Origin of the sequence: Bartonella sp. MU37NMGALS (genome assembly GCF_042194015.1) — a bacterium.
GTDB lineage: Bacteria > Pseudomonadota > Alphaproteobacteria > Rhizobiales > Rhizobiaceae > Bartonella > Bartonella grahamii.
Genome location: NZ_JBHIML010000005.1, coordinates 1 through 24,238, shown reverse-complemented (window position 1 = coordinate 24,238; position 24,238 = coordinate 1). Strand labels below are relative to the sequence as shown.

The window sequence follows — 24,238 nt, the reverse complement described above, 5'->3', positions numbered from 1 at the left end:
GGTTCTCAAATTTCAAAAATATAAAAAATTACTCAACAATTTTTGAGACAAGAAAAAAATTTTCTTCTGTAACAGGAGCATTGGCTACAATATCTGCTGCTTTATCACCATCTGTAACACTATCTTCACGCATTCGTAGAGTCATCGGCATCACAGATGCTAATGGCTCAATTCCACTGACATCAACTTCATTCAATTGTTCTACAAAACCTAAAATAGCATTGAATTTTTTTGTCACAGGTTCTATCTCATCATCGTGGAGGGCAATCCTTGCTAAATGTGCTATCCGCTTGACTGTCTCTTGATCAACAGACATACTCTTTACGCCTTTCTGCTTTTTTGTTTATTTATTGATCTTTATTCTGGCTATACAAGGCTGCACTTGTAAGTGCAAGAATATTAGATAACATGAATAAAGAATATAACTATAGATCTGAAACATTAAAAAACGTATTATCCCATTATGACTGTTATTAATATAGATGAAGTTATAACACATCTTTTGCCTAAACAAACAATAGCAGGCTTAGATTTAGGGACAAAAACTATCGGAATTGCCATTTCTGATATGGGGCTGACTGTCTCAAATCCACGTCCTGTACTACAGCGAAAAAAATTTACAGAAGATGCTTACACACTTATTAAAATTTTTGACCGTGAAAATGTAGGCGTTATTATCATTGGCTTACCTCTTAACATGAATGGAAGCAGTGGCTCTCGTGTTCAAGCAACCAGAGCTTTTGTGAGCAATATGAAAGCTTATACAAAAATTCCATTTGTTTTTTGGGACGAACGTTTATCAACAATTGCTGCGGAACGGTCTCTTTTAGAAATGAATGTATCGCGCGCTAAAAGAGCAAGCCGTATTGATTCGGCAGCCGCCGCTTTTATATTGCAAGGTGCTCTCAATAGAATTCAACACTTTCATCATATGGAAGGATAGAGGACATTGAGCAAATGCCCTGCATTATATCGTGCAATGAGCATCCCGTAAGAAGATCTCCATTGTCCCCCAAGGCGGCTTTCCATATAGGCATTTGCAACATGTTCTATGTCTGTAGAACGTAATGCTGCTGCTGCTGCTGCATAAGCTACCTGTTCAACAAAAAACCTTCCTGCACCTTCATTTGCTGATGCCATATCACCTGCTGACTTAATAATTTCAATTGCTCGGGGTCCCGCTGGTCCAATATCAAGAGCAATTTTTTCCAACAATTTCTGAAACAATCCCGGTGCTTTTTCAGCAATAAGAATGGCATCCTTTACCAATTGATTAGCAGAACTATTTCTCACAATTCGCGCAGGCCCATTATGCAACATTTGTGATAATGGATTATTCTCTATAAAACTTTCAATACCAAGTTGTGCAATAATTTCACCAATAATAGGCACAACCAATTGACTTACATGATAAGCAATAATAGGTGTCATAATACGAGCAAAAGCTGCTTCAGAACGGTCATTTGCTGCATTGTCAAATGCTCTCGCTAAACGCAAAACCAATGCTTGTGAGGCAGCTATATCTAATGCAATATCTGCAAAAATACGTTCTGTCAGTGGAGGTAAAGGCTGATTGGGCATTTTTTTCCGGAAAAAATCTATACCAAATTGAAGAGCCGCTCGTAAAACACCTGCCGATATGACAGATTGATCGAAACGCATCATCGTCTCGATATCTTTAATAACTTTAAGCCCTTCTCCAGCATTTCCCAAAAGCCAGCCATAACTGCCTTGGAAATCGACAACTCCCTCTGGTGTTAAAAGTTCTCCAGAACGCTGAATTAAATGACGAATCGATATAGATCCATTTAATGCGCCATTTTCTTGTATGCGTGGAATAAAAAAACAACTTAAATGACCATTTAAATCTGCACTAACAAGATATCCGTCAGCGGTAGGATTAATAACATTGGTTTTTACAACATTTAAACGATATAGATCACGTTCCATACTTTCATCGAAAGAAATTTTCTTAACACTTGGAAAATTGAAAGCGTATTTTTCAATATCGTCAAATGCACAAGTTAGAGAAGCAGCCTTTTTATGATGAATAGGCTTTGATGAAGAATCATATTGGCGTGATAAAAGTACATTTTGCCATTTTTTGAAGAGCTCAATATCACTAATTAAAACAGCAATAGCTGCACTCGTTATGATAACTTCATTCAAATGTCCTGTTTCTAAACCAGCAGATAAAGCTAAACGAATCGCACGCGCTTGATAGCGTACTCCATTTTCTGAGCTCGCATTTTCCCAAAGTGAGGTAACCAAACCTGCTTGTCTAGAATATTGTTGAAGAGCTTGATAGGAAGAATGGATCTCTAATTTTTCCGTTGGTTGCCCCCATTCATCATTATAGCATAATAAAGGCTTATAATGATTCGCTAAGCAAGAAAGTTTCCATGCTTCTCGACTCGCGGCAAAATCCCCTATTTCTTCAAAACTTGCTAACAAAAACTTAGGCAAAGTAGAAGCAATACGAAACATAAGCGTATCGCTAAGAAATGTATTTTTTCGACGAGTATTTTGCGCAGATACAGCACTCATAGGTATATTCCTACATTCAAATCATTCATATCATAGACTATTTGTCTTTTTAGAGTTAAGAAACATTTATCATATTCAAACAAATGCTTGTTTAACCTGTTTAGAGAGAGATAAAGAAGAATGCTATGATTCAAGATAATTTTTTTCCACTTTTCCCTCATCAACATCTTTTAGCTATTAAAGATCTAAGTGTACAAGATCTTAATACATTGCTTGATCGTGCAGAAGCAAATGTTATCCTTTCTAACAAAATTGATAAAATAAAATCTACTTTGCATGGACGGACTCAAATTAATCTCTTTTTTGAAGCCTCTACGCGAACACAATCTTCTTTTGAATTAGCGGGTAAAAGGCTAGGTGCACATGTGATGAGTCTTGCGATCGGCAACTCATCTGTAAAAAAGGGAGAAACATTACTTGATACAGCTACAACTCTCAATGCGATGAAGCCAGATATACTGGTTTTTCGCCATAACAGTGCAGGAGCGGCAGCTTTATTAGCGCAAAAAGTTGATTGTTGTGTTATTAATGCAGGTGATGGTGCTCATGAACATCCAACCCAAGCTTTATTAGATGCTCTAACCATTAAAAGGGCAAAAGGTCGTATTGAAGGATTAACTGTTGCAATTTGCGGAGATATCTTACACTCACGTGTTGCCCGTTCCAATATCTTGTGTCTCAATGCTTTGGGTGCTCGTGTTCGTGCTGTTGCTCCCTCAACACTCTTACCCGCAGAAATCGCTCATATGAGTGTTGAGGTTTTTAACACGATGAAAGAAGGTCTTAAAAATGCTGACGTTATCATGATGTTGCGCTTACAGCATGAACGAATGACAGGCTCTTTTATTCCCTCTACGCGTGAATATTTCCATTATTTTGGCTTACATAAAGACAATTTAGCCTATGCCAAAAATGATTCTATTATTCTGCATCCTGGACCAATAAACCGTGGTGTAGAGATTGCATCTGACATAGCAGATGGACCACAAAGTATGATTCATACACAAGTAGAAATGGGAATTGCAGTGCGTATGGCTGTCATGGAGGCTTTATTAGATTCACGCGCAAAGATCAGTGGAGAAAAAAAATGATAAAACCAATTGTTTTTCAAAATGCTCGTATTATTGATCCTTCGCGCACAATCGATGAAATTGGTACAGTTATTGTTGAAAATGGACGAATTATAGCCGCTGGAAAAGAAGCTCTGAATCAGGGATTCCCTGAAGAAGCAGAAGTTATTAACGCACAAAACAAAGCAATTCTCCCTGGACTCGTTGATACGCGCGTTTTTGTTGGAGAATTAGGGAATGAGCATTGTGAAACAATTGCATCAGCAAGTCAAACAGCCGCAGCAGGTGGTATTACTTCCTTTCTTATGATGCCAAACACGCATCTAGTTATTGATAATATTGCTTTGATTAAATTTATTACGCATACAGCACAGGAAATCTCATTGGTCAATATTTATCCCGTTGCTTCAATCACACAAGGTTTCAACGGACAAGAAATAACCGAATTTGGTTTGCTCAAAGATGCAGGAGCCGTTGCTTTTAGTGAGGGGAAAAAAACACTTCAAAATTCATCTGTTATGCGGCGTGCAATGACTTATGCACGCGATTTTGATGTTCCATTGATGCATGAAACGCAAGATAAAGATCTTACAGGGCAAGGTGTGATGAATGAAGGACTGCTTGCCAGTTGGCTTGGTCTTTCTGGCATCCCTCGCGAAGCAGAAGTTATCCCACTTGAAAGAGATCTGCGATTAGCAGTATTAACGCAAACACGCTATCATGCCGCTCAAATATCGACAGCACTCTCTGCTGATGCACTTCGTTTAGGTAAAAAACGCAGTGAGAAAATTTCAGCGGGTGTATCTATTAATCATTTATCTTTCAATGAAAATGACATTGGTGAATATCGCACTTCTTTTCGCTTAATGCCCCCATTGCGTACAGAAGAAGACCGTATAGCAATGATTGAAGCAATAAAGGATGGGACTATAGATGTTATTGTCTCTTCTCATGATCCTCAGAGTATCGACAAAAAACATTTACCATTTAATGACGCGGCAGTTGGCGCTATTGGTATGGAGACCTTATTGAGCGCAGCCTTACGCCTTTATCATGATGAGAGCCTATCTCTTCTACGGATAACGGAACTTTTGTCAACGGCGCCTGCAAAGCTCTTTGGACTCAATGCAGGAACACTCAAAAAAGGTGCTCATGCAGATCTTATTGTGGTTGATCTTGAAGAACCATGGGTTGTTTCGAAAGAGAAGCTTTATTCACGTTCAAAAAATACCCCTTTTGATAATGCACGTTTTCAAGGACGTGTGCTCCAGACCTTTGTGAAAGGGAAATCCGTTTTTAAACTTGATCAACAAACTTAATGAGATTCTTAATGAATGAAGCAGAAATATTTTTTCAGTCCACTCCATGGTTTATTTTCCTCATATCTTATCTCATTGGCTCGATTCCATTTGGTCTTCTTTTTACGAGATTGTTCAAAATTGGTGATATAAGAACAATCGGTTCCGGCAATATTGGAGCAACAAATGTTTTACGAACAGGAAATAAAAAGCTTGCTGCTCTAACACTTCTTTGTGATATGTTAAAAGGAACTATCGTTGTTTTGATTATAAAGTTTTTTAGTAATCCGCTAGACAATAGTATCCTTGTTTCTCTAGCGGGTTTTTTTACTTTCTTAGGACATCTTTTCCCCGTATGGCTTAAATTTAAAGGTGGCAAAGGTGTTGCTACCTATCTAGGGGTCTGTTTAGGAATCTATTGGCCCGCAGCAATTATTTTTATTATTGTATGGATAACGATTTTTCTTCTCATGCGTTATTCTTCATTATCTGCGCTTATTGCTGTTACGATCACACCGATATTTGTTTTTTATTTTTCCGCTTCTTATTTCTATTGTATGCTGATTGTGATGAGCGTATTTGTGTTTATAAAACATTCTGCAAATATCAGTAGATTATTAATTGGGGAAGAAAGTAAGATTGGTACGCAACACGGAGATAAATAAAGGAATCCTGCTTACTGATCGTCAACGTCTAAGCTGGTTACGGTTATTGCGCAGTGAAAATATTGGAGCTGTTAGTTTTCGCAATCTCATTGATCATTATAAAACAGCAGAAAATGCTCTGGCAGCGCTGCCAGAGCTTAGCAGAAAAGGTGGTGGTTCTGTATCTATAAAAATAGCAAGCTTAGAAGATGCAGAAAAAGAAATGCAAGAAGCTGAAAGATTAGATATTCGGTTCATCGGTATGGGCGAACCAGATTATCCAGCTTTTCTTAAGGTTACAGAAGCCCCTCCGCCGCTTATTGCTATCAAAGGTAATATTTCAATTTTTCAAAAAACTTCTATTGGAATTATAGGTTCTCGAAATGCTTCAGCTGCGGGAAAAAAGCTTACGGCTCAATTTGCGCGTTTTCTCGGAGAAGCAGACTTTATAACAATTTCTGGGCTCGCTCGTGGAATTGATAGCGTTGCGCATCAAGCAAGTTTAAAAACAGGAACTGTTGCAGTCATGGCTGGGGGAATTGATCATATCTATCCTCCTGAAAATAAAAAGTTGCATGAAGATATTATCGCCAACGGTGGAGCCATCATCAGCGAAATGCCCATTTCTTGGAAGCCGCGTGCTATCGATTTTCCAAGAAGAAACCGTATTATTGCAGCTCTATCACTTGGTCTCTTAGTTGTAGAGGCAGCCCTGCGCTCAGGGTCCTTAATTACCGCACGTCAAGCAGCTGAAATGGGACGGTTAATTTTTGCCATTCCCGGTTCTCCACTTGATCCAAGATCTGTTGGTACAAACAATCTTATCAAAGACGGTGCTCTACTCACCACACATCCTTCTGACATTATAGAAACACTTACGCCATTAATTTCACCGCTTCCAAATTCGCAACTCAATTTTTTTGAGGAACCATCCTCTTTACAACTTGAAAAGGAGAATTTTAATTTAGCAGATGAAAAAAACAGCGGTCTCTCTTTAGCAGATGATGATGCAGCACGTGCAGCAGTTCTCTCCGCTCTTTCAACAACGCCAATCGATTTAGACACACTTAGTATCCACTCAGGTGTTTCACTCCCAGCTCTCTACCTCTTGTTGGTAGAACTCGACCTTGCTGGAAAGCTTATTCGACACTCTGGTGGTTGTGTGTCATTGTCGAATCTTGATCTTCCCCAAGAGCCTCAGCACTATTAATAATGCTTTGCCCTTCTTTGGCAACCATATCCAAAAGCAATGCTAAAAGCGGACTATGCGCCTGACGCGCCATCTGATTCATTTGCTTTGACATGTCTGTAATATATTGGATAACTTTTAAATGATTTATAAACATAATCCTCTATCCTTGAGCATTTCCCCTCCTACCTCTCAATAGACGTTATCTTAGTATTTCGCCGTATGTTTTTGTAATAACAGTGGAAAATAAATCGTGTAATTCTATATAGGGTGTATTCTAATAATGACAATCATAAGTTGTACAATATTCATGTTTTTTATATGGCTAATATTTTTTTATGTGCTCTTAAGCAATTGGCATTAGCTATTCGCGTAAAAGGCGTTTATAAAAAAATTTTTATTTCAATATTTGGGTAAAATTATGAATATCGTTATCGTTGAATCTCCAGCAAAAGCAAAAACAATTAATAAATATCTTGGGTCTCAATACAAAGTTGTCGCATCATTTGGACATGTTCGTGATTTGCCTGCAAAAGATGGTTCTGTTTTACCGGATCAAGATTTTTCTATGAAATGGGATATAGATTCTGCTGCCGCTAAACGTTTAAATGAAATAGCAAAAGCCGTTAAAGAAGCCGATAGCCTTATATTAGCAACAGACCCTGATCGTGAAGGGGAAGCTATTTCATGGCATATTCTGGATGTTCTTCGTCAAAAAAAAGTTTTAAAAGATAAACCTATTAAAAGAGTTGTCTTCAATGCCATCACCAAAAAGTCTGTGCTTGATGCTATGAACAATCCACGTGATATTGATACATCACTTGTAGATGCTTATCTTGCACGTCGCGCTCTTGATTATCTCGTTGGTTTTACACTTTCACCTGTTTTATGGCGGAAACTTCCTGGTGCCCGTTCAGCAGGACGCGTTCAATCGGTTGCTTTGCGTATTATTTGTGATCGTGAATCAGAAATAGAACATTTTATCAAAGAAGATTATTGGTCCATTACAACACAGTTAAAAACCATCCGAAATGATAGTTTCCAAGCAAGATTGACAATGTTTAATCAAAGAAAAATAGGCAAGCTTGATATTCAATCTCAAGAACAAGCAGATCAAATTCGCCTTATGTTAGAGCAAGCCCAATATCATACACTCAGTGTCGAAGCAAAACCTACAAAGAGAAATCCTTTTCCTCCATTTACAACCTCCACACTACAACAAGCAGCTTCTTCAAAATTAGGATTTTCAGCTTCTCGCACTATGCAAATTGCCCAAAAGCTTTATGAAGGCATTGAAATTAATGGTGAAACGGCAGGGCTTATTACTTATATGCGTACCGATGGTGTGCAAATAGCACCAGAAGCTATTGATTCAGCACGTAAAGTTATTCATGAAACTTTCGGTAAAGACTATATTCCTGAAAAACCACGTTTTTATTCAACAAAGGCAAAAAATGCACAGGAAGCACACGAAGCGATCCGTCCAACAGATTTTCAACGCAATCCTAGTCAAGTCCGTAATTTTCTCGATAGCGATCAAGCAAAGCTCTATGAGCTGATATGGAAGCGTGCTATTGCCAGCCAAATGCGTTCTGCTGACATTGAACGTACAACCGTTGAAATTGAAGCACAGCAAGGAGAAAACCGTGCAAATCTACGAGCAACAGGATCTGTTATTCGCTTTGATGGCTTTATTTCCGTCTACACGGATCAACGAGACGAAGAAAATAATGAAGAAAATGAAACAACACGTTTACCACAAATAAACACTGGTGAAGCACTTACAAAAGAAAAAGTTGAATCCGTACAACATACCACAGAGCCCCCTTCTCGTTATTCTGAAGCTTCATTAATTAAAAAGCTTGAGGAGTTAGGAATTGGTCGTCCTTCGACTTATGCCTCCACATTGGCGACATTGTGTGACCGTGGATATATTGTCATTGATAAACGAAAGCTTATTCCCGATGCTAAGGGACGTATTGTTACGGCCTTTCTTGAAAATTTCTTTAATCGCTATGTAGAATATGGTTTCACAGCAGATCTTGAAGAAAAGCTGGATCTTATATCTGACGGCAAACTTTCTTGGAAAGACGTCTTAAGGGATTTTTGGGATGGATTTAATGCATCTATTAGCAATATCCAAGAACTCCGTATAACCAATGTCCTTGATGTTTTAAATGTAACATTAGCACCTCTCGCCTTTCCTGAACGCGAAGATGGAAGTGATGTGCGTTCCTGTCCTCTTTGTAAAAATGGTCAATTATCATTAAAACTCGGTCGTTATGGTGCTTTTGTTGGCTGTTCCAATTATCCCGAATGTAAATACACACGCCAACTTGGTACAGATACTGGAGAAGATAATGAAGCTGTACGCAATGATGAACCTGTTATACTTGGTATTGACCCTGAAACAGGAAAAGATATCTCTCTTCGCAATGGCCGGTTTGGACCCTATATTCAACTTGGTGAAAGCAAAGAAGTTAAGCGTGCAGGACTACCAAAAGAATGGCAGGCAGAAAATGTAACCCTTGATAAAGCCTTGGCTTTACTATCCCTTCCCCGTGAAATTGGCATTCATCCTGAAACTGGAAAAATAATCACGGCTACGATTGGACGATATGGTCCCTATCTTAGCCATAACGGAAAATCTGCGCGCCTTCTTCATGCAGATGAAGTTTTTGATATTGGTATCAATCGCGCTGTTACAGTATTGGCAGAACAACAAGAAAACAAAACCAAGCAAAGCAGAACAACATCTGCAGCATTGGCAACATTAGGAGAGCATCCCGAAGGAGGAACTATTACCGTGCGCAACGGGCGTTATGGTCCTTATGTCAATTGGGGTAAAATTAATGCAACATTGCCAAAAGATAAAGATCCCATTAGTGTAACACTGGCAGAGGCATTAGAACTTATATCGGCTAAAGCATCGAGTAAAAAAACAACTTCAAAAAGAGCTTCTTCTAAAACAAAAGCAAAAATAAAAGAGACATAAATTTTGGCTAAAGGTAAAAAAAACATAAATTATCTCTCTACATTCAAGGGGAAAAATTTTCCCAATAAGGAAGAAATCCTTTCCTTTATAAATGAGAATCCTAACCACTCAAGTAAACGAGAAATCGCCAAAGCTTTTAACTTAAAAGGCGATTCTCGTATTTGGCTTAGAGATATATTACGTGAGTTGAAGGATCAAAATCTTATATCTAAACAACACAAAAGAGCAATAAACAAAGGAAAATTACCCCCTGTTACTTTAGTAAAAATTAGCGGACGTGATAAAGATGGGAGTTTTATTGCACAACCTCTTGAATGGGAAGATTCTCCAAAGCCCAATATTGAAATACACTCTTTTCATCACATAAAAGGAAGTAGCATTGGTGTTGGAGATCATATTCTTGTAAAAGTTTTTCGAAATAAAAATTCTGAAAGCTCAAGCCCCCCTTATACGGGACGAATTATTCGTAAAATTGATATATCTCCCAAAAGCGCATTTGCTGTTGTAAGAAAATTTGAAAATAATCAATGGCGCCTTGATCCTATAGACCGCAAAACCAATGAACTCATTGTTGAAATGTCTCCAGAAATGAAGATTGTAGTCGGTGATCTCGTTGAAGTCGAAATTAAAAAAAATACTGGTTACGGATTAAAGAGCGCAAAAATAAAAAATGTTTTAGGGCATATTAAGAGTGAAAAAACACTCTCAATGATAGCACTTCTTTCGAAAGGAATTCCTTATATTTTTCCTGAAAGTGTTCTTGAGCAAGTCAAACATATCAAAGCTGCCAATATGGATAATCGTGAAGATTGGCGACAGTTACCATTTATTACAATTGATCCACCAGATGCAAAAGACCATGATGATGCAGTTTATGCAACCAAGGATAAGGACCCAGCAAATAATGATGGTTGGATTATTATTGTGGCCATTGCAGATGTTTCTTACTATATCAAAACAGGAAGCGCATTAGATAAAGAAGCTTTGAAACGCGGAAATTCTGTTTATTTTCCCGATACCGTTGTGCCAATGTTACCTGAGCGCCTTTCTCATGATTTATGTTCTCTGCGTGAAGGAAAAGAAAGACCAGCTTTAGCCGTTCGTATGATTTTTGATGCAAATGGTAATAAACGAAAACATAGTTTTCATCGTACTATGATTCGTGTAAGAGCCAAGCTTTCTTATCAAGAAGTACAATTGGCAATTGAAGGTAATATAAATGAAAAAACAGCCGCTCTTTTTGAGAGCATTTTGCAACCCTTATGGGAAGCCTATACATGCCTTAAAGCTGCGCGAAATCGTCGCCAACCACTAGAATTAGAAATTGCAGAAAAAAAGATTATTCTTGATCAAAATGGATGCATAAAAGATGTTGTGAGTGAAACACAATTAGAAGCGCATCGTTTAATTGAAGAGTTTATGATACAAGCCAATATTGCAGCTTCTGAAACATTAAAACAACATCACCAGCCCCTCATTTATCGTATTCATGAAAAACCTTCTCTTGCTAAGCAAGAAATACTTCGGAGCTTTCTTCAAAGTTTGGGGATACCACTCTCCCGCGGAAGCGAACTTACCTCAGCGCGCCTTAATAGCATTCTGGCAAAAATGACGAATACACCACAAAAAGAATTGATCAACCAAGTTATTCTGCGCTCACAATCTCAAGCTGAGTATAATCCCAAAAATATCGGCCACTTTGGTTTAAACCTACATAATTATACACATTTTACATCCCCTATCCGTCGTTATGCTGATCTTATTATTCATCGAGCACTCATTAAAACGCTGAAATTAGGAAATGATCAGTTAACAGATACACAAGAACAAAATCTCGCAGAAATTGCTACGCAAATTTCTTTATATGAACGCCGTGCAATGATGGCTGAAAGGGAAACTATTGATCGGCTTGTTGCTCACTATTTAACGAATAAAATCGGCCGTATTTTTACAGGTCGCATTTCCGGAGTTACAAAAGCAGGTCTTTTTATCTCACTTGATAAACTCAACACAGATGGTTTTGTCCATATTTCTACACTTAAAAATGATTATTATCATTTTGATGAAGCCCATCATGTTCTTGTAGGACAGCGTAGCCATAAAGGCTATCAGCTCAGTGATGTTGTAGAAGTAAAACTTATAACGGTACAACCTTTTGCTGGCGCTTTATGCTTTGAACTCTTAACAAAACCTCGTCCAATAAAATTTTCACCGACATCTTACCATAAAAACAAATTTAAAAAACAAAAGCATACTTTTTATGGGAGAAAAAATTAAGCTTCTTATCCTCCATTAAATAGAATATGAATAATAAAAGAATGAATAACTTCAAATTAAGAAATGACTTATATTATATAATATTTTTATTATTTTATGTGTACAATCTTCTTTCTTTAATATACAAGAGGATAAATTTTATTGCTATCTCTATAATAACCATATAGAAATCTTGCAGTTTTTTATACTCAAGGAATGAGAAAAACTGCAAAGAATAGTTTTGGCTCCCTTTCATTTCAGCTCATCTTTTTATTGTTTAAATAAACAAAAGTACCTTAAGCCATTCTCATGAAAAAAAAAGCTTTTAACTCTCAAAACAATTCTTTGCGTGCAATTATTGCAGCTATTGTAACTATTGGCACCGTTGGAACAGCATTGGGAATAGGAACACAACTTGTCTCTCTTCTTATGGCAGAGAAAGGTATTTCCAATAGTATGATCGGCTATAGTGGAACTGTTGGTGGATTTGCCACAATTGTTGCAGCTATTTTTACTTCTCGAATCGCCCTATGCTTAGGCATTTCTAAAACGATATTATTTATGATGGCCATAGGATCGTTAAGTTTTTTAGGATTCTATTTTTTCGAATCCATATGGGTTTGGTTCATTTTAAGGTTTATATTACATTTTACTATGACGGTTATGTTTATCCTGTCAGAGTTTTGGATCAACAGTTATGCTCCCCCTAAAAGACGTGGTTTGGTTCTTTCCATTTATGCTATTGTCCTAGGATTAGGGTTTGCGATAGGTCCAACGCTATTAGCAAAAGTGGGAACACAAGGATTTATTCCTTTTGCTGTTGGTTATAGTCTTATTATATTAGCTGCTATCCCAATTCTTGCCGCTTGGAAATTAAGTCCAGAATTTCAAAAAAGCCAATATACACCATTTTTTCGTTATCTTTTTCACGTTCCAAGCGCTATGATGGCAGTACTTGTTTACGGTGCTATTCAAATGGGCGCATTAACTCTTATTACACCCTTTAGTTTATCCATTGGTTATAATGAGAATGAAGCAGCACACTTTATGGCAGCCCTTGCGCTCGGAAATGTTTTCCTCTTAATTCCTATTAGCATTATAAGCGATTATGCCAAAGATCGACGCTATCCGCTGATAAGTTGCGCTATCTTAGGTTTTGTGGGAACTTTCATGGTACCATGGATCATTCAATATCCATGGATTCTAATGCTTGATCTGTTCCTTCTTGGTGGTGTATCAGAGCGAGCCTTTATACAATCGGTCTTGCACATCTAGGGGCACGTCTCAAGGGACAAAAACTTGCTGCTGCTAATTCTGCTTTTATTTTTTGCTATGGAATTGGTATGCTTATCGGGCCGACCGTTATCGGAAAATCCATGGATATCTTTAATCCTTTCGGTTTTTCAATAGCTATAGCTGTTTTTTTTAGTTTATATGTCACTTTGGTGTTTGTCCAACTTATAAGAAAATTAATCAGCTCTTGACTTTTTTGAGAACATCCGTAGTGTTGCTGGAAAATCTGATGACATCAAAAATAGGTTTTGATAGCAAGATAATATTTTTTCAGTATAAATAGGGTTCTTACATTATGGCTAAAGCAGCAACCATTAAGATCAAGCTTTTATCAACTGCAGATACCGGTTTTTTCTATGTAACAAAGAAAAACAGCCGTACAATGACAGATAAAATGAGCAAGCGTAAATATGATCCAGTTGTAAAAAAGCACGTTGAATTTAAAGAAACAAAAATTAAATAAATAGACTTATCATTGAATCGATAGATCTTATACTCCAAAAGGAATGTGGGGATATTGCTCTTCAACGTTATTTTTTGAGGGGTGTTTTTTGTTCCCTTAAGTTTAAAAAGTTTACTTTAAAATTTGTATGTTTTGTACGAATTTGGATAAGTTGATTTATTATTTAAGTTGCTTACATATATTCTACATGAGTATTGATTATTGTGCTATCTAACGAGATTTTTTCATTAAAACGAGACATTGTTTCGTCATATAAATGGAATTTTGGACGAATTATAAGCAATACTAAAATAGAGTGCGTTATAATAATGTTAGCAGTTTCTTGGTTTCATGAAAAAAAATTCTCATTTTAATCTAAGAAGTTTAAAAAAAATTACCGGTTTCAGTATTTTTGTCGCTGCTAGCTTTCTTATCGTTATGTCAATTTATTTTAAGCAGAACCAGCAGTTGCCTCAAAAAGAAAAATTTTTTTCTCAAAACTCTGTTAAAGGAAATGCACTAATCATTGATGGTGATTCTATCATGATTTCTTCAATTAGGATTCGACTTGCTGGAATTGATGCTCCTGAACTCCACCAATTTTGTGGAAAAAAGGAGAAACGCTACCCTTGTGGGCTTGAGGCAAAAAAATATTTAGAAAAACTAATAGAAAATCAAACTGTTACATGTCTCTGGCATAAAACAGACCAATACCGTCGTATCCTTGCAACATGTAAAACAAAACAAGTTAGCAATATCAACGCGACGCTTGTACATAATGGTTGGGCTGTAAGTTATTATGAATATCCCAAAGAAGAACAAGAAGCTAGAAGGAAAAAGAAAGGAATATGGGCATCAAGTTTTCAACGACCGCGAGAATGGCGCAAAGCAAATCCTCGCACAGAATAAGAAAAATATTTTTTAATTTCATTGACCAATGAAACGATGTGATAAAATTATTAAACTTGAAAAAAAAATCTATTCCTGTCGTGTTTGTATCCAACAACCACATTATTTTCCTCCTCTTCCTCACGAACCAAATCCCATCGTTTATTTATCCAATACGGCTTCGATTGCAATCGCAGGACAAGCACCGGGATTGCGTGTCCATGAAACTTCTATCCCTTTTAATGATCGCTCTGGCGAAAGGCTGCGTGATTGGCTGGGGGTAACGAAAGAAGAATTTTATAACAGATCTCTTTTTGCTATTGTTCCTATGGGATTTTGTTTTCCAGGTTATGACAAAAATAAAGCTGATTTACCACCGAGACGTGAATGTCGAGAAATATGGCATGAAAAGACATTTCAAGCGATGCCTCAAATAAAGCTTGTTCTTGCTATTGGCAGTTATGCGCAAAAATGGCATATTACGGAATTAAAACATAAAACTGTTTCAGCAACCGTTAGTGATTGGAGAAATATTCTTTCCATTCCCCAACCTCAAGGCTATAATGTTATGCCTTTGCCTCATCCATCATGGCGAAATACTTTTTGGTTACAGAAAAATCCATGGTTTAACGATGAGCTTATTGTATATCTGCGTCGTTTAGTGCGTAAATTTTTATAAATTAAAATATTGAGAAAAAATATGGATCGTCTTGACCGAAAAATTTTACATCTTTTGCAAGAAAATGCGACACTTTCTGTTGCTGATATTGCTAAAAAAGTGGGACTTTCGACCACTCCTTGTTGGCGTAGAATTCAAAAGCTTGAAGAAGATGGCGTCATTCAGCGTCGTGTTGCCGTTCTTTCTCCAGAAAAAGTGAATGCGCATGTCACTGTTTTTGTGTCTATTCGCACAAACACACATAGTCATGAATGGTTTAAGCGTTTTTCAAAAATTGTACAAGAATTCCGTGAAGTCATTGAATTTTATAGAATGAGTGGAGATATTGACTATTTATTGCGTGTTGTTGTGCCCAACATTGAAGCTTATGATCTTTTTTATAAAAAATTAATTTCTAAAATTGACATCCGTGATGTCTCATCTTCTTTCGCAATGGAACAGATTAAATATACAACGGAACTTCCACTTAATTATATTAAATTACATGACAAGACGCATGAACAAAATCCTTAAGAGTTTTTTATATCATCTCATTATCTTTTAGGCATTCAAACTTTTTTGTTAAAAAATCATCATTTGTGCATGTGTTAAAACAGCAGCTTTGACAATACCAGCTGCTATAGCTGCTCCTGTCCCTTCACCAAGACTCATCCCAAAATCCAGAAGTGGTTCTTTGCCAATTTTGTTTAAAAGTTTACGATGAGCTTTCTCAGAAGAAACATGTCCAACAAGGGTATGATCAAGAGCTTTTGGATGCATTTTATAAAGGACCGCTGCAGCTGCTGTTGCCACAAAACCATCTAAAATAACGGGTATTTTTTCTATTCTTGCTGCTAAAATAGCACCAACCATGGCAGCAATTTCACGTCCTCCTAAGCGACGCATTATCTCAAAAGGATCATTAAAATAATCCTTATGTAAAGAAATGGCTGTTTTAACCGCTGCAATTTTACGTTGATAAAAATCATCGTCTAATTCCATACCATTTTCTGTCCATTCTTCCACTTCTCCTCCAAACAATGCTAAGCATAAAGCTGAAGCTATTGTGGTGTTTCCAATGCCCATTTCTCCAATACATAAAAGATCTGTTCCACCCGCAATGGATTCCATTCCAAATGCCATTGTAGCAGCCGCACTCCGCTCATCCATTGCGGCATCCTTCGTAATATTCATTGTTGGATATTCCAATGCTAAATCAAAAATTTTTAATCCAAGATCATAAGCAATACAAATTTGATTGATAGCAGCTCCACCCGATGCAAAATTTTGCACCATCTTTTGTGTCATAGATTGTGGAAATGGTGTAACATTTTCTTCTACTATACCATGGTTTCCAGAAAAAATAGCGACTAAAGGTCGCGTTACGATAGGTTTTTCTGTCCCCCTCCATCCCGCATACCAAACAGCAATATCCCCTAGTTTTCCCAATGTTCCTTGCTCTTTTATTAAGTTTTTTTGCCGTTTTTTTGCCAAAATTATAGAAAACTCATCAGCAACAGGTAAATTTGTAAGCAAAGCACGAAAATCATCAAATGGACTAGCGGTCATAAGGATACCTTTTAAAATCTACAATGTTTATGAAAATCACGTCATATATACAGGATATGAATAATTTATTGTTTTTTTAAACAGTGCTTTAAAAACATTAAATATTATGAAAGCAATGATTTCTATATTCTATTTTCTAATCAAATAGCAAACATGAAAGATTTAAAATATTATCAATATGTTATTACTATTTTTACAGTATGCTCTTAATCTATTTCTCTATTAAATAGGAGCAATTAACATGTTGTTTAATATATAAATTCTAACATTCCTTCTATAACAAAAGTTGCAAACTTTCAAAAACTTATAAAATCAAAAGGATCAAAATGATCATAAAGAAATCAAAACACAAAGGATCTCAACTTTAACATATGTTAATTGTCAGGCTGTTATTAAATGAGAGCACAAAAAGCTTCTTTTAAAATACATATACCTGCATTTGGTTTTGTCGCATCATTTGATAATATTTGCCTCCATCGACGTGCCCCACCCCGCCCATGAAATAAACCAATCATGTGACGAGTCACATGAGAAAGCCGCCCCCCCGATGCAATATGTCGAGCAGCATAATCACACATAACCTCAATAAGATCACTCTCACTCAGATTATTTTGCGCCTCATCATAGAGTTCAAAATCAATATGTTTTAACAAATCTGGATCATGATAAACTTGGCGACCAAGCATGACAGCATCACAGAAAGTTAAGTGTTCTTTGATCTCATCAATCGATTTAATTCCACCATTTATTCCAATGAATTTATGAGGATATTTACGTTTTAATCTATAAACCCTTTCATAATTAAGGGGCGGAATATTGCGATTTTCTTTCGGACTCAATCCTTGCAGCCATGCCTTGCGTGCATGTATCCAGAGCGCATCACATCCAGCATTCCAAACCTGATTAGCCAAAAGATCTAACGCCAACTCTTCATCTTGTTCGTCCACTCCAATCCGACATTTGACAGTTACTGGTATAGTAACTTCTCGTTTCATCGCTTCCACGGCATTTGCCACAATGTCTGGATGTAGCATCAAACAAGCCCCAAAGACACCTGCTTGAACACGATTTGATGGACAACCGACATTGAGATTTATTTCGTTGTAGCCAAAATCTTCAGCAATTCTTGCAGCTTCTGCTAACTTTTTCGGATCCGCCCCCCCTAATTGTAATGCAACTGGACATTCTTTATCGCTAAAAGCCAACAATTGTTCGCGAACACCATGAATGACAGCATCTGCTACCACCATTTCCGTATAAAGGAGTGCTTTTTTCGTTAAAAGACGATAAAAAAACCTGCAATGTCGGTCTGTCCAGTCCAACATTGGTGCTACTGCAAATTTTACAGGCGATGGAAGGTTGTAAAATGTCATGAGGGTATTACTCTCATATCCCTATAGCTCTCTCTTTATACATAGAAAAATACTTAATTTTAGTTTACGGAAAATTTTATTCTCTTATACTATCATGAGTATAATAACAGCCCATTATCTTCAATTGTTATAAAGGTTTACTACAATCAATCATGATAAAACACAATATGGCATTTCTCACAGATTACTGTTTAGGTATATAAACATGAAAAAAATTTTCACTATAATATAAAAAACTCATTTACAAGTTCTTCTTACGCTCATCAAGCCTCTATCCTTACATGATTTAGCACAGCGTTTAAGATAATAAACGATAAACTAAAACATTGTACAATTTTTCATAATAGATTTAATTTTCTTTAGATTTTTTTAAATTATTGTGCAAATAAACGCTACAGAAGATGCTTTTATCTTCTCCTCAAGAAAGAACAAAAATCCTTATTTTACACGCATATAATTATAAATCATTTTTTCTCAATGAGTAATTCTTGGTAACATTCTTGGATTTCACTTTATAAGATAGATAAATTTTATCCTAAATATTCTATCTAATTTGCCATTTTATGATTCTTGCAAAAAAAACTAAAATTAGGGTATAGACAATCATTGTCTTTTTAAAATGTATGACTAACACCAGTATTTCTTGAAGAAAATATTTTACAATATTGCAGATAAAATCTGTAAAATGAAATGATCATAAAGGTTATTCAGTCTCTTGTTGGCTTTGCATATAGGAAGAAAGAGTATCAACCTCTTGCTCATTAAATAGGAGACCAAGTTTTGAACGACGCCATAACACATCTTCACATACTTTAGCCCATTCTTTTTCCATCAACCATTTTACTTCTACTTCATAAAGCCCATGTCCAAAATTTTTTCCTCTATTTTCCTTACCATGTGCAAATATCACTAATGCTTCCGTACCATAGGAGCGTGCAAGTCTGCGATGTGTAAAAGCATCTAAATCTGGCATCAAAAGAGCAATCTTATTTTCGATTATATCTAATTGATTATAGGGAAAATCGCCCCCTGGAAGTACTGTCTTAGCCGTCCATGATGCTCCCTTTTTACCAAGCGCTTTTTCAACAAATTTCATCGCATCTTCAGCCAACTTACGATAAGTTGTAATCTTTCCACCATAAAGATTAAGAATCTTTGGTGTTGTTCCTGTTCCCATTTCTTTTAAAACATAATCGCGCGTAATTTCTTGTGCTTTTGAAGCTCCATCATCATAGAGTGGACGAACTCCAGAGTAAGACCAGACTATTGTTTCAGGCAACACTGGTTGTATGAAATATTCACTGGCTGCTGCACAAATGTAATCAATTTCTGTATCAGTAATATGAACGTCAGCCGGATCTCCTTGATAATTACAATCTGTTGTTCCAAGCAAGGTAAATTCTTCTTGATAGGGAATAGCAAATATAATACGCCCATCACCATTTTGAAAAATATAAGCACGATCATGAGTATAAAGCTTGGGAACCAAAATATGAGAACCTCTAACAAGTCGTACTGGTGGATGTTCGTTATAGTCTAATATGCTTGCCAAAACATGATCAATCCAAGGTCCTGTCATATTCGCGACATAAGAAGCTGTGACACTATATTTTTTGCTACTTAACTTGTCTTGAAGAACGATACGCCATTTATTGTCTTCTTTTTTTAAAGAGAGAACTTCTGTTCGTACTTTTATATCAGCGCCCCATTTTTCTGCATCACGAGCATTGCCAATAACTAAACGCGCATCATCTACTCTTGCATCAGAATATTCAAAACCTCTCTGATATTCTTTCTTCAGTGTAGAGCGAAATTTTTTTGAAAAATTAATTGTTTTACTGCGCCATAATTTCTGATTCCAATTCCCTAAATAATCATAAATAAAAAGTCCAAAACGCAACATCCAAGCAGGGCGCAATTCTTTATGATAAGGAAGAAGAAAACGCAAAGGACGCACAATATGTGGAGCCATACGTAAAATGATCTCGCGTTCTTTCAATGCTTCACGAACAAGCTTGAACTCATAATGTTCAAGATAACGAAGCCCGCCATGAATAAGCTTTGTTGACGCACTTGAGGTCCCAGATGCAAGATCGTTCATTTCAGCCAATCCCACTTTAAATCCGCGTCCTGCTGCATCCCTTGCCAATCCACACCCGTTTATCCCTCCCCCAATGATAAACAGTTCATAATGTGTTGTGGTTTTCATAATTTCACTTTTCATTATTTAAGTTTGTTTCTCAGTACTCAATAAAGCAATAGGAAAAAATAATACAAGGGTTCTTCATTGTATTATCAACGTACTTTTTCCTAAAATAAACACGCACAAAAAGCTTTTGATACCCTTATACATCAAAACAACATTTGACAAATTAAAGAGAATTTTTTTATCTTTTACAAAAAATATCCTTGCCAAGCCAAGGTTCATCATATGAAGTCTTTTTAGAGAAAAATTGATGTTTTTTCTCACTCTTAAATACACACTATAGCTAAATGCTTTATTGCACATAGATAACGCTTTTCATATAGTTCACTCAATGACACACTAGGAAATGTGAAGGTACACAGATGACTCATCACTCTCAAAATTCGAAAATAACACCTCTTTCAAAAATTTTAGTCCCAGTTATGTCGAGTATTTTAATCTTTTTACCTTCTTTATCAAACGCAACATCACACTCAAAAACAGCAAATCATTTAAGCTTAGAAAAGCTTAAAACACAACTTTTGGAAGATTCTAGCTTTTTATCTAAGCTTAAAGAAAAAATGATACCACATACTGATTCTCATCATATTCAACAAATTGTCAGAGAGTACCTTCTTACTCATCCAGAAATTCTGATTGAAATGCAGCTTATTCTTCAAGATAAGCTGGAAAAACAGAATGAATACGAAAACAAAATACAAACTTCTGTCATCCATTTATTAGAAAAAGAAATTTTTCATTCTCCTCATGACGCCATTTTGGGAAACCCAAATGGTAAAAAAGTGCTTGTCAATTTTTTTGATTACAACTGTGGGTATTGTAAAAGTTCCTATTCACATATAGAAGACTTGATAAAAGAATATCCAGATTTAAAGGTTATTATTAAGGATTTACCAATTTTAAGCTCTGATTCTATGGCAGCCCATACTGTTGCCTACGCATTTCGAAAACAATTTCCAGAGAAATATCCTCAGTTTCACAAAACGCTTTTAATGTATCAGGGTCGCGCAAATGAAGCTAAAGCTATTAAAATAGCTGTTTCATTAGGAGCAGATGAAAAAAAACTACATAATGCAATAAAAGATCCCACTCTACAAAACGCTTTTAAAGAAAATATCCAAATTGCCTCTAAACTTCATATTACGGGAACACCTTCTTACATCATTGGTAATAAAATATTCATTGGCGCAGCCAGACAAGATACTCTAAAACAAGCGATAGACAATACACGGTGAATACCTAATTAGTTTTAGGAAGAATACTATAAGTGAGGTAATTTTATGCTTTCTCTTTTTTGATAACAGGCTTATAAGTGCAATTTTGCGTAAAGCAGATACGAGTTTTAAATTGCAAAGTATAATGATTTAAAGGAAATAAAAATCTTTAAAGCCTCAAAAGATGTCATCCCTAATCTAGAGATATTCGGTCATAAAATGAGATAATGACGATCTTCATTGATCAAGGAGTTAGAAATAAAATGGCAACAAAAAAAATGGATTCGGCAAAAACCGCAATTGATACGAAAATTATTCGTGATCTTGCTGAAATTTTGAATGATACCAATTTAACGAACATTGAAGTTGAACAAGGGGAGCTTCGTATTTGTGTCTCACGCCAAAATACCTTAACTTCTTCTGAGCAAGCAATCTATGCTCCTGTTTCTACTCCTACTTTTTCTGTAACATCTTCTCCAGTCCCAACAACTGAATCTCCTATACAATCTATCCAAGAAGATAAATCAAAAAACACAATAACCTCTCCGATGGTTGGAACAGCTTATCTTGCACCTTCACCAGGTGCACAACCTTTTGTAGAAGTAGGACAAAATGTTTCTGAAGGAGAGACATTACTTATTATTGAAGCCATGAAAACAATGAATCAAATTTCATCACCACGCTCAGGCACGGTAACCACTGTTCTTGTCAAAGATGGCCAACCTGTTGAATTTGGTGAACCACTTATTATTGTTGAATAAAGCGAGGGGCAACCATGATTCGAAAAATCCTCATTGCTAATCGGGGAGAAATTGCTCTTCGCGTTTTACGTGCATGTAAAGAACTTGGCATAAAAACCGTGGCTGTTCACTCTACCGCTGATGCAGATGCAATGCATGTTCGTCTTGCTGACGAAAGTGTTTGTATTGGCCCTCCTCCTGCTCGCGATTCTTATTTGAGTATTCAGCAAATTATTGCTGCTTGTGAAATTACAGGAGCTGATGCTGTTCATCCAGGTTATGGCTTTCTTTCTGAAAATGCAAAATTTGCAGATGTTCTAGAAGCCCATGATATTACATTCATCGGTCCAACAGCTACTCATATCCGAATCATGGGCGATAAAATCGAAGCAAAGAAAACCGCCAAAAAACTTGGTATTCCTGTAGTTCCCGGTTCAGATGGAGCAGTCACTGAAGAATCTGATGCTTTACGCACCGCTCGTGAAATTGGTTATCCCGTTATTATCAAAGCTTCTGCCGGTGGTGGCGGACGTGGTATGAAAGTCGTTCATTCTGAACAAGAATTTTCTATAGCTCTCAAAACAACGCGTTCAGAAGCGAAAGCTGCTTTTGGTGATGACGCTGTTTACATAGAGAAATATTTAGAAAAACCCCGTCATATCGAAATTCAAGTCATAGGTGATGGTGCGGGAAATGCTATTCATTTAGGAGAACGCGATTGTTCACTGCAACGACGGCATCAAAAAGTATGGGAAGAAGCTACATCACCTGCACTTAGTGAAACTGAACGAAAAAAAATTGGTAGTATTGTTGCAAATGCCTGTGCCCAACTTGGATATCGTGGAGCTGGTACTATTGAATTTCTTTATGAAAATGGCGAATTTTATTTTATCGAAATGAATACGCGTTTACAAGTCGAACATCCTGTAACTGAAGCAATTACAGGTATAGATTTAGTCCATGAACAAATCCATATTGCATCAGGCTGCAAGCTTTCAGTGACACAAGATGATGTCTGTTTTTCTGGTCATGCCATTGAATGCCGTATTAATGCAGAAGATCCTATTAACTTTACGCCATCACCTGGAACCATTACACATTTTCATACACCTGGAGGTTTAGGGATTCGTGTTGATTCAGGTGCTTATTCAGGTTACCGTATCCCTCCTTATTATGATAGTATGATTGGAAAACTGATTGTTCATGGGCGTACCCGTTTAGAATGTATGATGCGTTTACGGCGTGCTTTAGATGAATTTGTCGTGGATGGAATAAAAACTACACTACCTCTTTTTCGCGATCTTATTAATAATCAAGATGTTGCTGATGGTAATTATAATATTCACTGGCTAGAAAAATACCTTTCTCATCAATCAAAGTCTTCAGATTCGTAATTCGATAGCAAAATGTTGATATCTTATAAAAGAGTCTATAAGATATCAACATAAGGATAATTCCAATCTTGCTGTAAAAAGTGGTAAAAGAGGAAATAAGTTGGTTATTTTTTTATTTGTTATATAGTTTTCTTTTAATATGTACAAAATTTGATAATTTTCTGTTTTCCTTTTTGTGAGTTTGTGCTAACTCCTACGTGGTTACGCCCTTATAGCTCAGTTGGTAGAGCACCTGATTTGTAATCAGGGGGTCGGGAGTTCGAGTCTCTCTGGGGGCACCATGCTCTTTTTTATCCAAAATAATTTATTGATTTTCCATATGTTTTTTACTGTGAGGGACGCGTAAATAAAAGTTAGGGAATAGGATTTTACAACACGTCTCTCTAATTATTACGAATCAAGAGTTCTTTTCGGGGTGGTTTTTTAGCAAAACCAGAGGTCCAAAGGGTCTCTAATTCTAAA

The 24,238-nt window shown here is 36.5% G+C and carries 21 protein-coding genes and 1 tRNA gene; 16 read left to right on the top strand and 6 right to left on the bottom strand.

All coding sequences use genetic code 11. The annotated features are described in order from the left end of the window. Nucleotides 1–28 precede the first annotated feature (28 nt). Nucleotides 29–316 (bottom strand): Asp-tRNA(Asn)/Glu-tRNA(Gln) amidotransferase subunit GatC, encoded by a 288-nt coding sequence (gatC, locus tag ACFIJP_RS04205; RefSeq protein WP_375625760.1) that lies wholly within the window; start codon nt 314–316, stop codon nt 29–31. A 147-nt stretch (nt 317–463) separates the two neighbouring features. Between gatC and ruvX the strand changes: the two genes are divergently transcribed. Further along, a complete protein-coding gene (gene ruvX, locus ACFIJP_RS04200) occupies nt 464–943 on the top strand; it encodes a Holliday junction resolvase RuvX (RefSeq protein WP_375625758.1) in 480 nt (159 codons plus the stop codon). Here ruvX and ACFIJP_RS04195 read toward each other — a convergent pair. After that, nucleotides 928–2,547 carry an acyl-CoA dehydrogenase family protein gene (locus tag ACFIJP_RS04195; protein ID WP_273791022.1) on the bottom strand — a complete coding sequence of 540 codons (1,620 nt, stop codon included), beginning with the start codon at nt 2,545–2,547 and terminating at the stop codon, nt 928–930. The genes ruvX and ACFIJP_RS04195 overlap by 16 nt on opposite strands. A 125-nt stretch (nt 2,548–2,672) precedes the next feature. Here ACFIJP_RS04195 and ACFIJP_RS04190 point away from each other — a divergent pair, with 125 nt between their 5' ends. The 4 genes from ACFIJP_RS04190 to dprA are packed head-to-tail and all read left to right on the top strand — an operon-like array spanning nt 2,673 to nt 6,769. Next, nucleotides 2,673–3,638, top strand: coding sequence for an aspartate carbamoyltransferase catalytic subunit (locus ACFIJP_RS04190; protein ID WP_375625756.1), 966 nt, complete (start codon nt 2,673–2,675; stop codon nt 3,636–3,638). Then, the gene (locus tag ACFIJP_RS04185) at nt 3,635–4,936 is read left to right on the top strand and encodes a dihydroorotase (protein ID WP_375625754.1); all 1,302 of its coding nucleotides are present in this window, start codon (nt 3,635–3,637) and stop codon (nt 4,934–4,936) included. Before ACFIJP_RS04190 ends, ACFIJP_RS04185 begins: the two co-directional genes overlap by 4 nt. Before the next feature lie 11 nt (nt 4,937–4,947). Then, nucleotides 4,948–5,580, top strand: a complete 633-nt coding sequence (plsY, locus tag ACFIJP_RS04180; RefSeq protein WP_375625752.1) for a glycerol-3-phosphate 1-O-acyltransferase PlsY — start codon at nt 4,948–4,950, stop codon at nt 5,578–5,580. Further along, complete coding sequence (gene dprA / locus ACFIJP_RS04175; protein WP_375625750.1) at nt 5,537–6,769, top strand: DNA-processing protein DprA; 1,233 nt, start codon at nt 5,537–5,539, stop codon at nt 6,767–6,769. Before plsY ends, dprA begins: the two co-directional genes overlap by 44 nt. Here dprA and ACFIJP_RS04170 read toward each other — a convergent pair. Then, a complete protein-coding gene (locus ACFIJP_RS04170; RefSeq protein WP_005773510.1) occupies nt 6,699–6,905 on the bottom strand; it encodes a hypothetical protein in 207 nt (68 codons plus the stop codon). The genes dprA and ACFIJP_RS04170 overlap by 71 nt on opposite strands. A 264-nt stretch (nt 6,906–7,169) precedes the next feature. Between ACFIJP_RS04170 and topA the strand changes: the two genes are divergently transcribed. The 7 genes from topA to ACFIJP_RS04135 all read left to right on the top strand — a co-directional run bounded on the left by topA (nt 7,170) and on the right by ACFIJP_RS04135 (nt 15,814). After that, nucleotides 7,170–9,743: a type I DNA topoisomerase gene (gene topA, locus ACFIJP_RS04165; RefSeq protein ID WP_375625748.1), complete on the top strand. Its 2,574-nt coding sequence runs from the start codon at nt 7,170–7,172 to the stop codon at nt 9,741–9,743. Nucleotides 9,744–9,746: 3 nt separating this feature from the next. Further along, the gene (gene rnr / locus ACFIJP_RS04160) at nt 9,747–12,020 is read left to right on the top strand and encodes a ribonuclease R (protein ID WP_375625747.1); all 2,274 of its coding nucleotides are present in this window, start codon (nt 9,747–9,749) and stop codon (nt 12,018–12,020) included. A 288-nt stretch (nt 12,021–12,308) separates the two neighbouring features. Continuing rightward, nucleotides 12,309–13,274 carry an MFS transporter gene (locus tag ACFIJP_RS04155; RefSeq protein WP_375625745.1) on the top strand — a complete coding sequence of 322 codons (966 nt, stop codon included), beginning with the start codon at nt 12,309–12,311 and terminating at the stop codon, nt 13,272–13,274. Nucleotides 13,275–13,587: 313 nt separating this feature from the next. Then, the gene (gene rpmG, locus ACFIJP_RS04150; protein WP_004864083.1) at nt 13,588–13,755 is read left to right on the top strand and encodes a 50S ribosomal protein L33; all 168 of its coding nucleotides are present in this window, start codon (nt 13,588–13,590) and stop codon (nt 13,753–13,755) included. 330 nt (nt 13,756–14,085) lie between these two features. After that, nucleotides 14,086–14,643 (top strand): thermonuclease family protein, encoded by a 558-nt coding sequence (locus tag ACFIJP_RS04145; protein ID WP_375625744.1) that lies wholly within the window; start codon nt 14,086–14,088, stop codon nt 14,641–14,643. A gap of 28 nt (nt 14,644–14,671) precedes the next feature. Further along, nucleotides 14,672–15,301, top strand: coding sequence for a uracil-DNA glycosylase family protein (locus tag ACFIJP_RS04140; protein WP_375625742.1), 630 nt, complete (start codon nt 14,672–14,674; stop codon nt 15,299–15,301). Nucleotides 15,302–15,322: 21 nt separating this feature from the next. Continuing rightward, nucleotides 15,323–15,814 carry an Lrp/AsnC family transcriptional regulator gene (locus tag ACFIJP_RS04135; protein WP_273722692.1) on the top strand — a complete coding sequence of 164 codons (492 nt, stop codon included), beginning with the start codon at nt 15,323–15,325 and terminating at the stop codon, nt 15,812–15,814. A 48-nt stretch (nt 15,815–15,862) separates the two neighbouring features. Here ACFIJP_RS04135 and cobT read toward each other — a convergent pair whose 3' ends face one another. The 3 genes from cobT to glpD all read right to left on the bottom strand — a co-directional run bounded on the left by cobT (nt 15,863) and on the right by glpD (nt 20,446). Then, a complete protein-coding gene (gene cobT / locus ACFIJP_RS04130) occupies nt 15,863–16,849 on the bottom strand; it encodes a nicotinate-nucleotide--dimethylbenzimidazole phosphoribosyltransferase (protein WP_375625740.1) in 987 nt (328 codons plus the stop codon). A gap of 392 nt (nt 16,850–17,241) precedes the next feature. Beyond that, complete coding sequence (gene dusA / locus ACFIJP_RS04125) at nt 17,242–18,222, bottom strand: tRNA dihydrouridine(20/20a) synthase DusA (RefSeq protein ID WP_375625738.1); 981 nt, start codon at nt 18,220–18,222, stop codon at nt 17,242–17,244. Between the two features lie 703 nt (nt 18,223–18,925). Beyond that, the gene (gene glpD / locus ACFIJP_RS04120) at nt 18,926–20,446 is read right to left on the bottom strand and encodes a glycerol-3-phosphate dehydrogenase (RefSeq protein ID WP_375625736.1); all 1,521 of its coding nucleotides are present in this window, start codon (nt 20,444–20,446) and stop codon (nt 18,926–18,928) included. Nucleotides 20,447–20,790: 344 nt separating this feature from the next. On the opposite strand from glpD, the gene ACFIJP_RS04115 reads away from it, so the two are divergent. The 4 genes from ACFIJP_RS04115 to ACFIJP_RS04100 all read left to right on the top strand — a co-directional run bounded on the left by ACFIJP_RS04115 (nt 20,791) and on the right by ACFIJP_RS04100 (nt 24,057). Next, the gene (locus tag ACFIJP_RS04115; RefSeq protein WP_375625734.1) at nt 20,791–21,663 is read left to right on the top strand and encodes a DsbA family protein; all 873 of its coding nucleotides are present in this window, start codon (nt 20,791–20,793) and stop codon (nt 21,661–21,663) included. A 242-nt stretch (nt 21,664–21,905) separates the two neighbouring features. Continuing rightward, nucleotides 21,906–22,403 (top strand): acetyl-CoA carboxylase biotin carboxyl carrier protein, encoded by a 498-nt coding sequence (gene accB / locus ACFIJP_RS04110; protein WP_273787930.1) that lies wholly within the window; start codon nt 21,906–21,908, stop codon nt 22,401–22,403. A 14-nt stretch (nt 22,404–22,417) separates the two neighbouring features. Next, nucleotides 22,418–23,776, top strand: coding sequence for an acetyl-CoA carboxylase biotin carboxylase subunit (gene accC, locus ACFIJP_RS04105; protein ID WP_375625732.1), 1,359 nt, complete (start codon nt 22,418–22,420; stop codon nt 23,774–23,776). Nucleotides 23,777–23,981: 205 nt separating this feature from the next. Beyond that, a tRNA-Thr gene (locus tag ACFIJP_RS04100) sits at nt 23,982–24,057 on the top strand. Nucleotides 24,058–24,238 lie beyond the last annotated feature (181 nt).

Coding starts and splice junctions, on each gene's coding strand:
- ACFIJP_RS04115 (WP_375625734.1), top strand. CDS start 20,791: ATGACTCATCACTCTCAAAATTCGAAAATAACACCTCTTTCAAAAATT.
- topA (WP_375625748.1), top strand. CDS start 7,170: ATGAATATCGTTATCGTTGAATCTCCAGCAAAAGCAAAAACAATTAAT.
- dusA (WP_375625738.1), bottom strand. CDS start 18,222: ATGACATTTTACAACCTTCCATCGCCTGTAAAATTTGCAGTAGCACCA.
- ACFIJP_RS04185 (WP_375625754.1), top strand. CDS start 3,635: ATGATAAAACCAATTGTTTTTCAAAATGCTCGTATTATTGATCCTTCG.
- glpD (WP_375625736.1), bottom strand. CDS start 20,446: ATGAAAAGTGAAATTATGAAAACCACAACACATTATGAACTGTTTATC.
- ACFIJP_RS04145 (WP_375625744.1), top strand. CDS start 14,086: ATGAAAAAAAATTCTCATTTTAATCTAAGAAGTTTAAAAAAAATTACC.
- ACFIJP_RS04140 (WP_375625742.1), top strand. CDS start 14,672: ATGAAACGATGTGATAAAATTATTAAACTTGAAAAAAAAATCTATTCC.
- ACFIJP_RS04190 (WP_375625756.1), top strand. CDS start 2,673: ATGATTCAAGATAATTTTTTTCCACTTTTCCCTCATCAACATCTTTTA.
- accB (WP_273787930.1), top strand. CDS start 21,906: ATGGCAACAAAAAAAATGGATTCGGCAAAAACCGCAATTGATACGAAA.
- plsY (WP_375625752.1), top strand. CDS start 4,948: ATGAATGAAGCAGAAATATTTTTTCAGTCCACTCCATGGTTTATTTTC.
- ACFIJP_RS04170 (WP_005773510.1), bottom strand. CDS start 6,905: ATGTTTATAAATCATTTAAAAGTTATCCAATATATTACAGACATGTCA.
- ACFIJP_RS04135 (WP_273722692.1), top strand. CDS start 15,323: ATGGATCGTCTTGACCGAAAAATTTTACATCTTTTGCAAGAAAATGCG.
- cobT (WP_375625740.1), bottom strand. CDS start 16,849: ATGACCGCTAGTCCATTTGATGATTTTCGTGCTTTGCTTACAAATTTA.
- rpmG (WP_004864083.1), top strand. CDS start 13,588: ATGGCTAAAGCAGCAACCATTAAGATCAAGCTTTTATCAACTGCAGAT.
- ACFIJP_RS04195 (WP_273791022.1), bottom strand. CDS start 2,547: ATGAGTGCTGTATCTGCGCAAAATACTCGTCGAAAAAATACATTTCTT.
- ACFIJP_RS04155 (WP_375625745.1), top strand. CDS start 12,309: ATGAAAAAAAAAGCTTTTAACTCTCAAAACAATTCTTTGCGTGCAATT.
- accC (WP_375625732.1), top strand. CDS start 22,418: ATGATTCGAAAAATCCTCATTGCTAATCGGGGAGAAATTGCTCTTCGC.
- ruvX (WP_375625758.1), top strand. CDS start 464: ATGACTGTTATTAATATAGATGAAGTTATAACACATCTTTTGCCTAAA.
- gatC (WP_375625760.1), bottom strand. CDS start 316: ATGTCTGTTGATCAAGAGACAGTCAAGCGGATAGCACATTTAGCAAGG.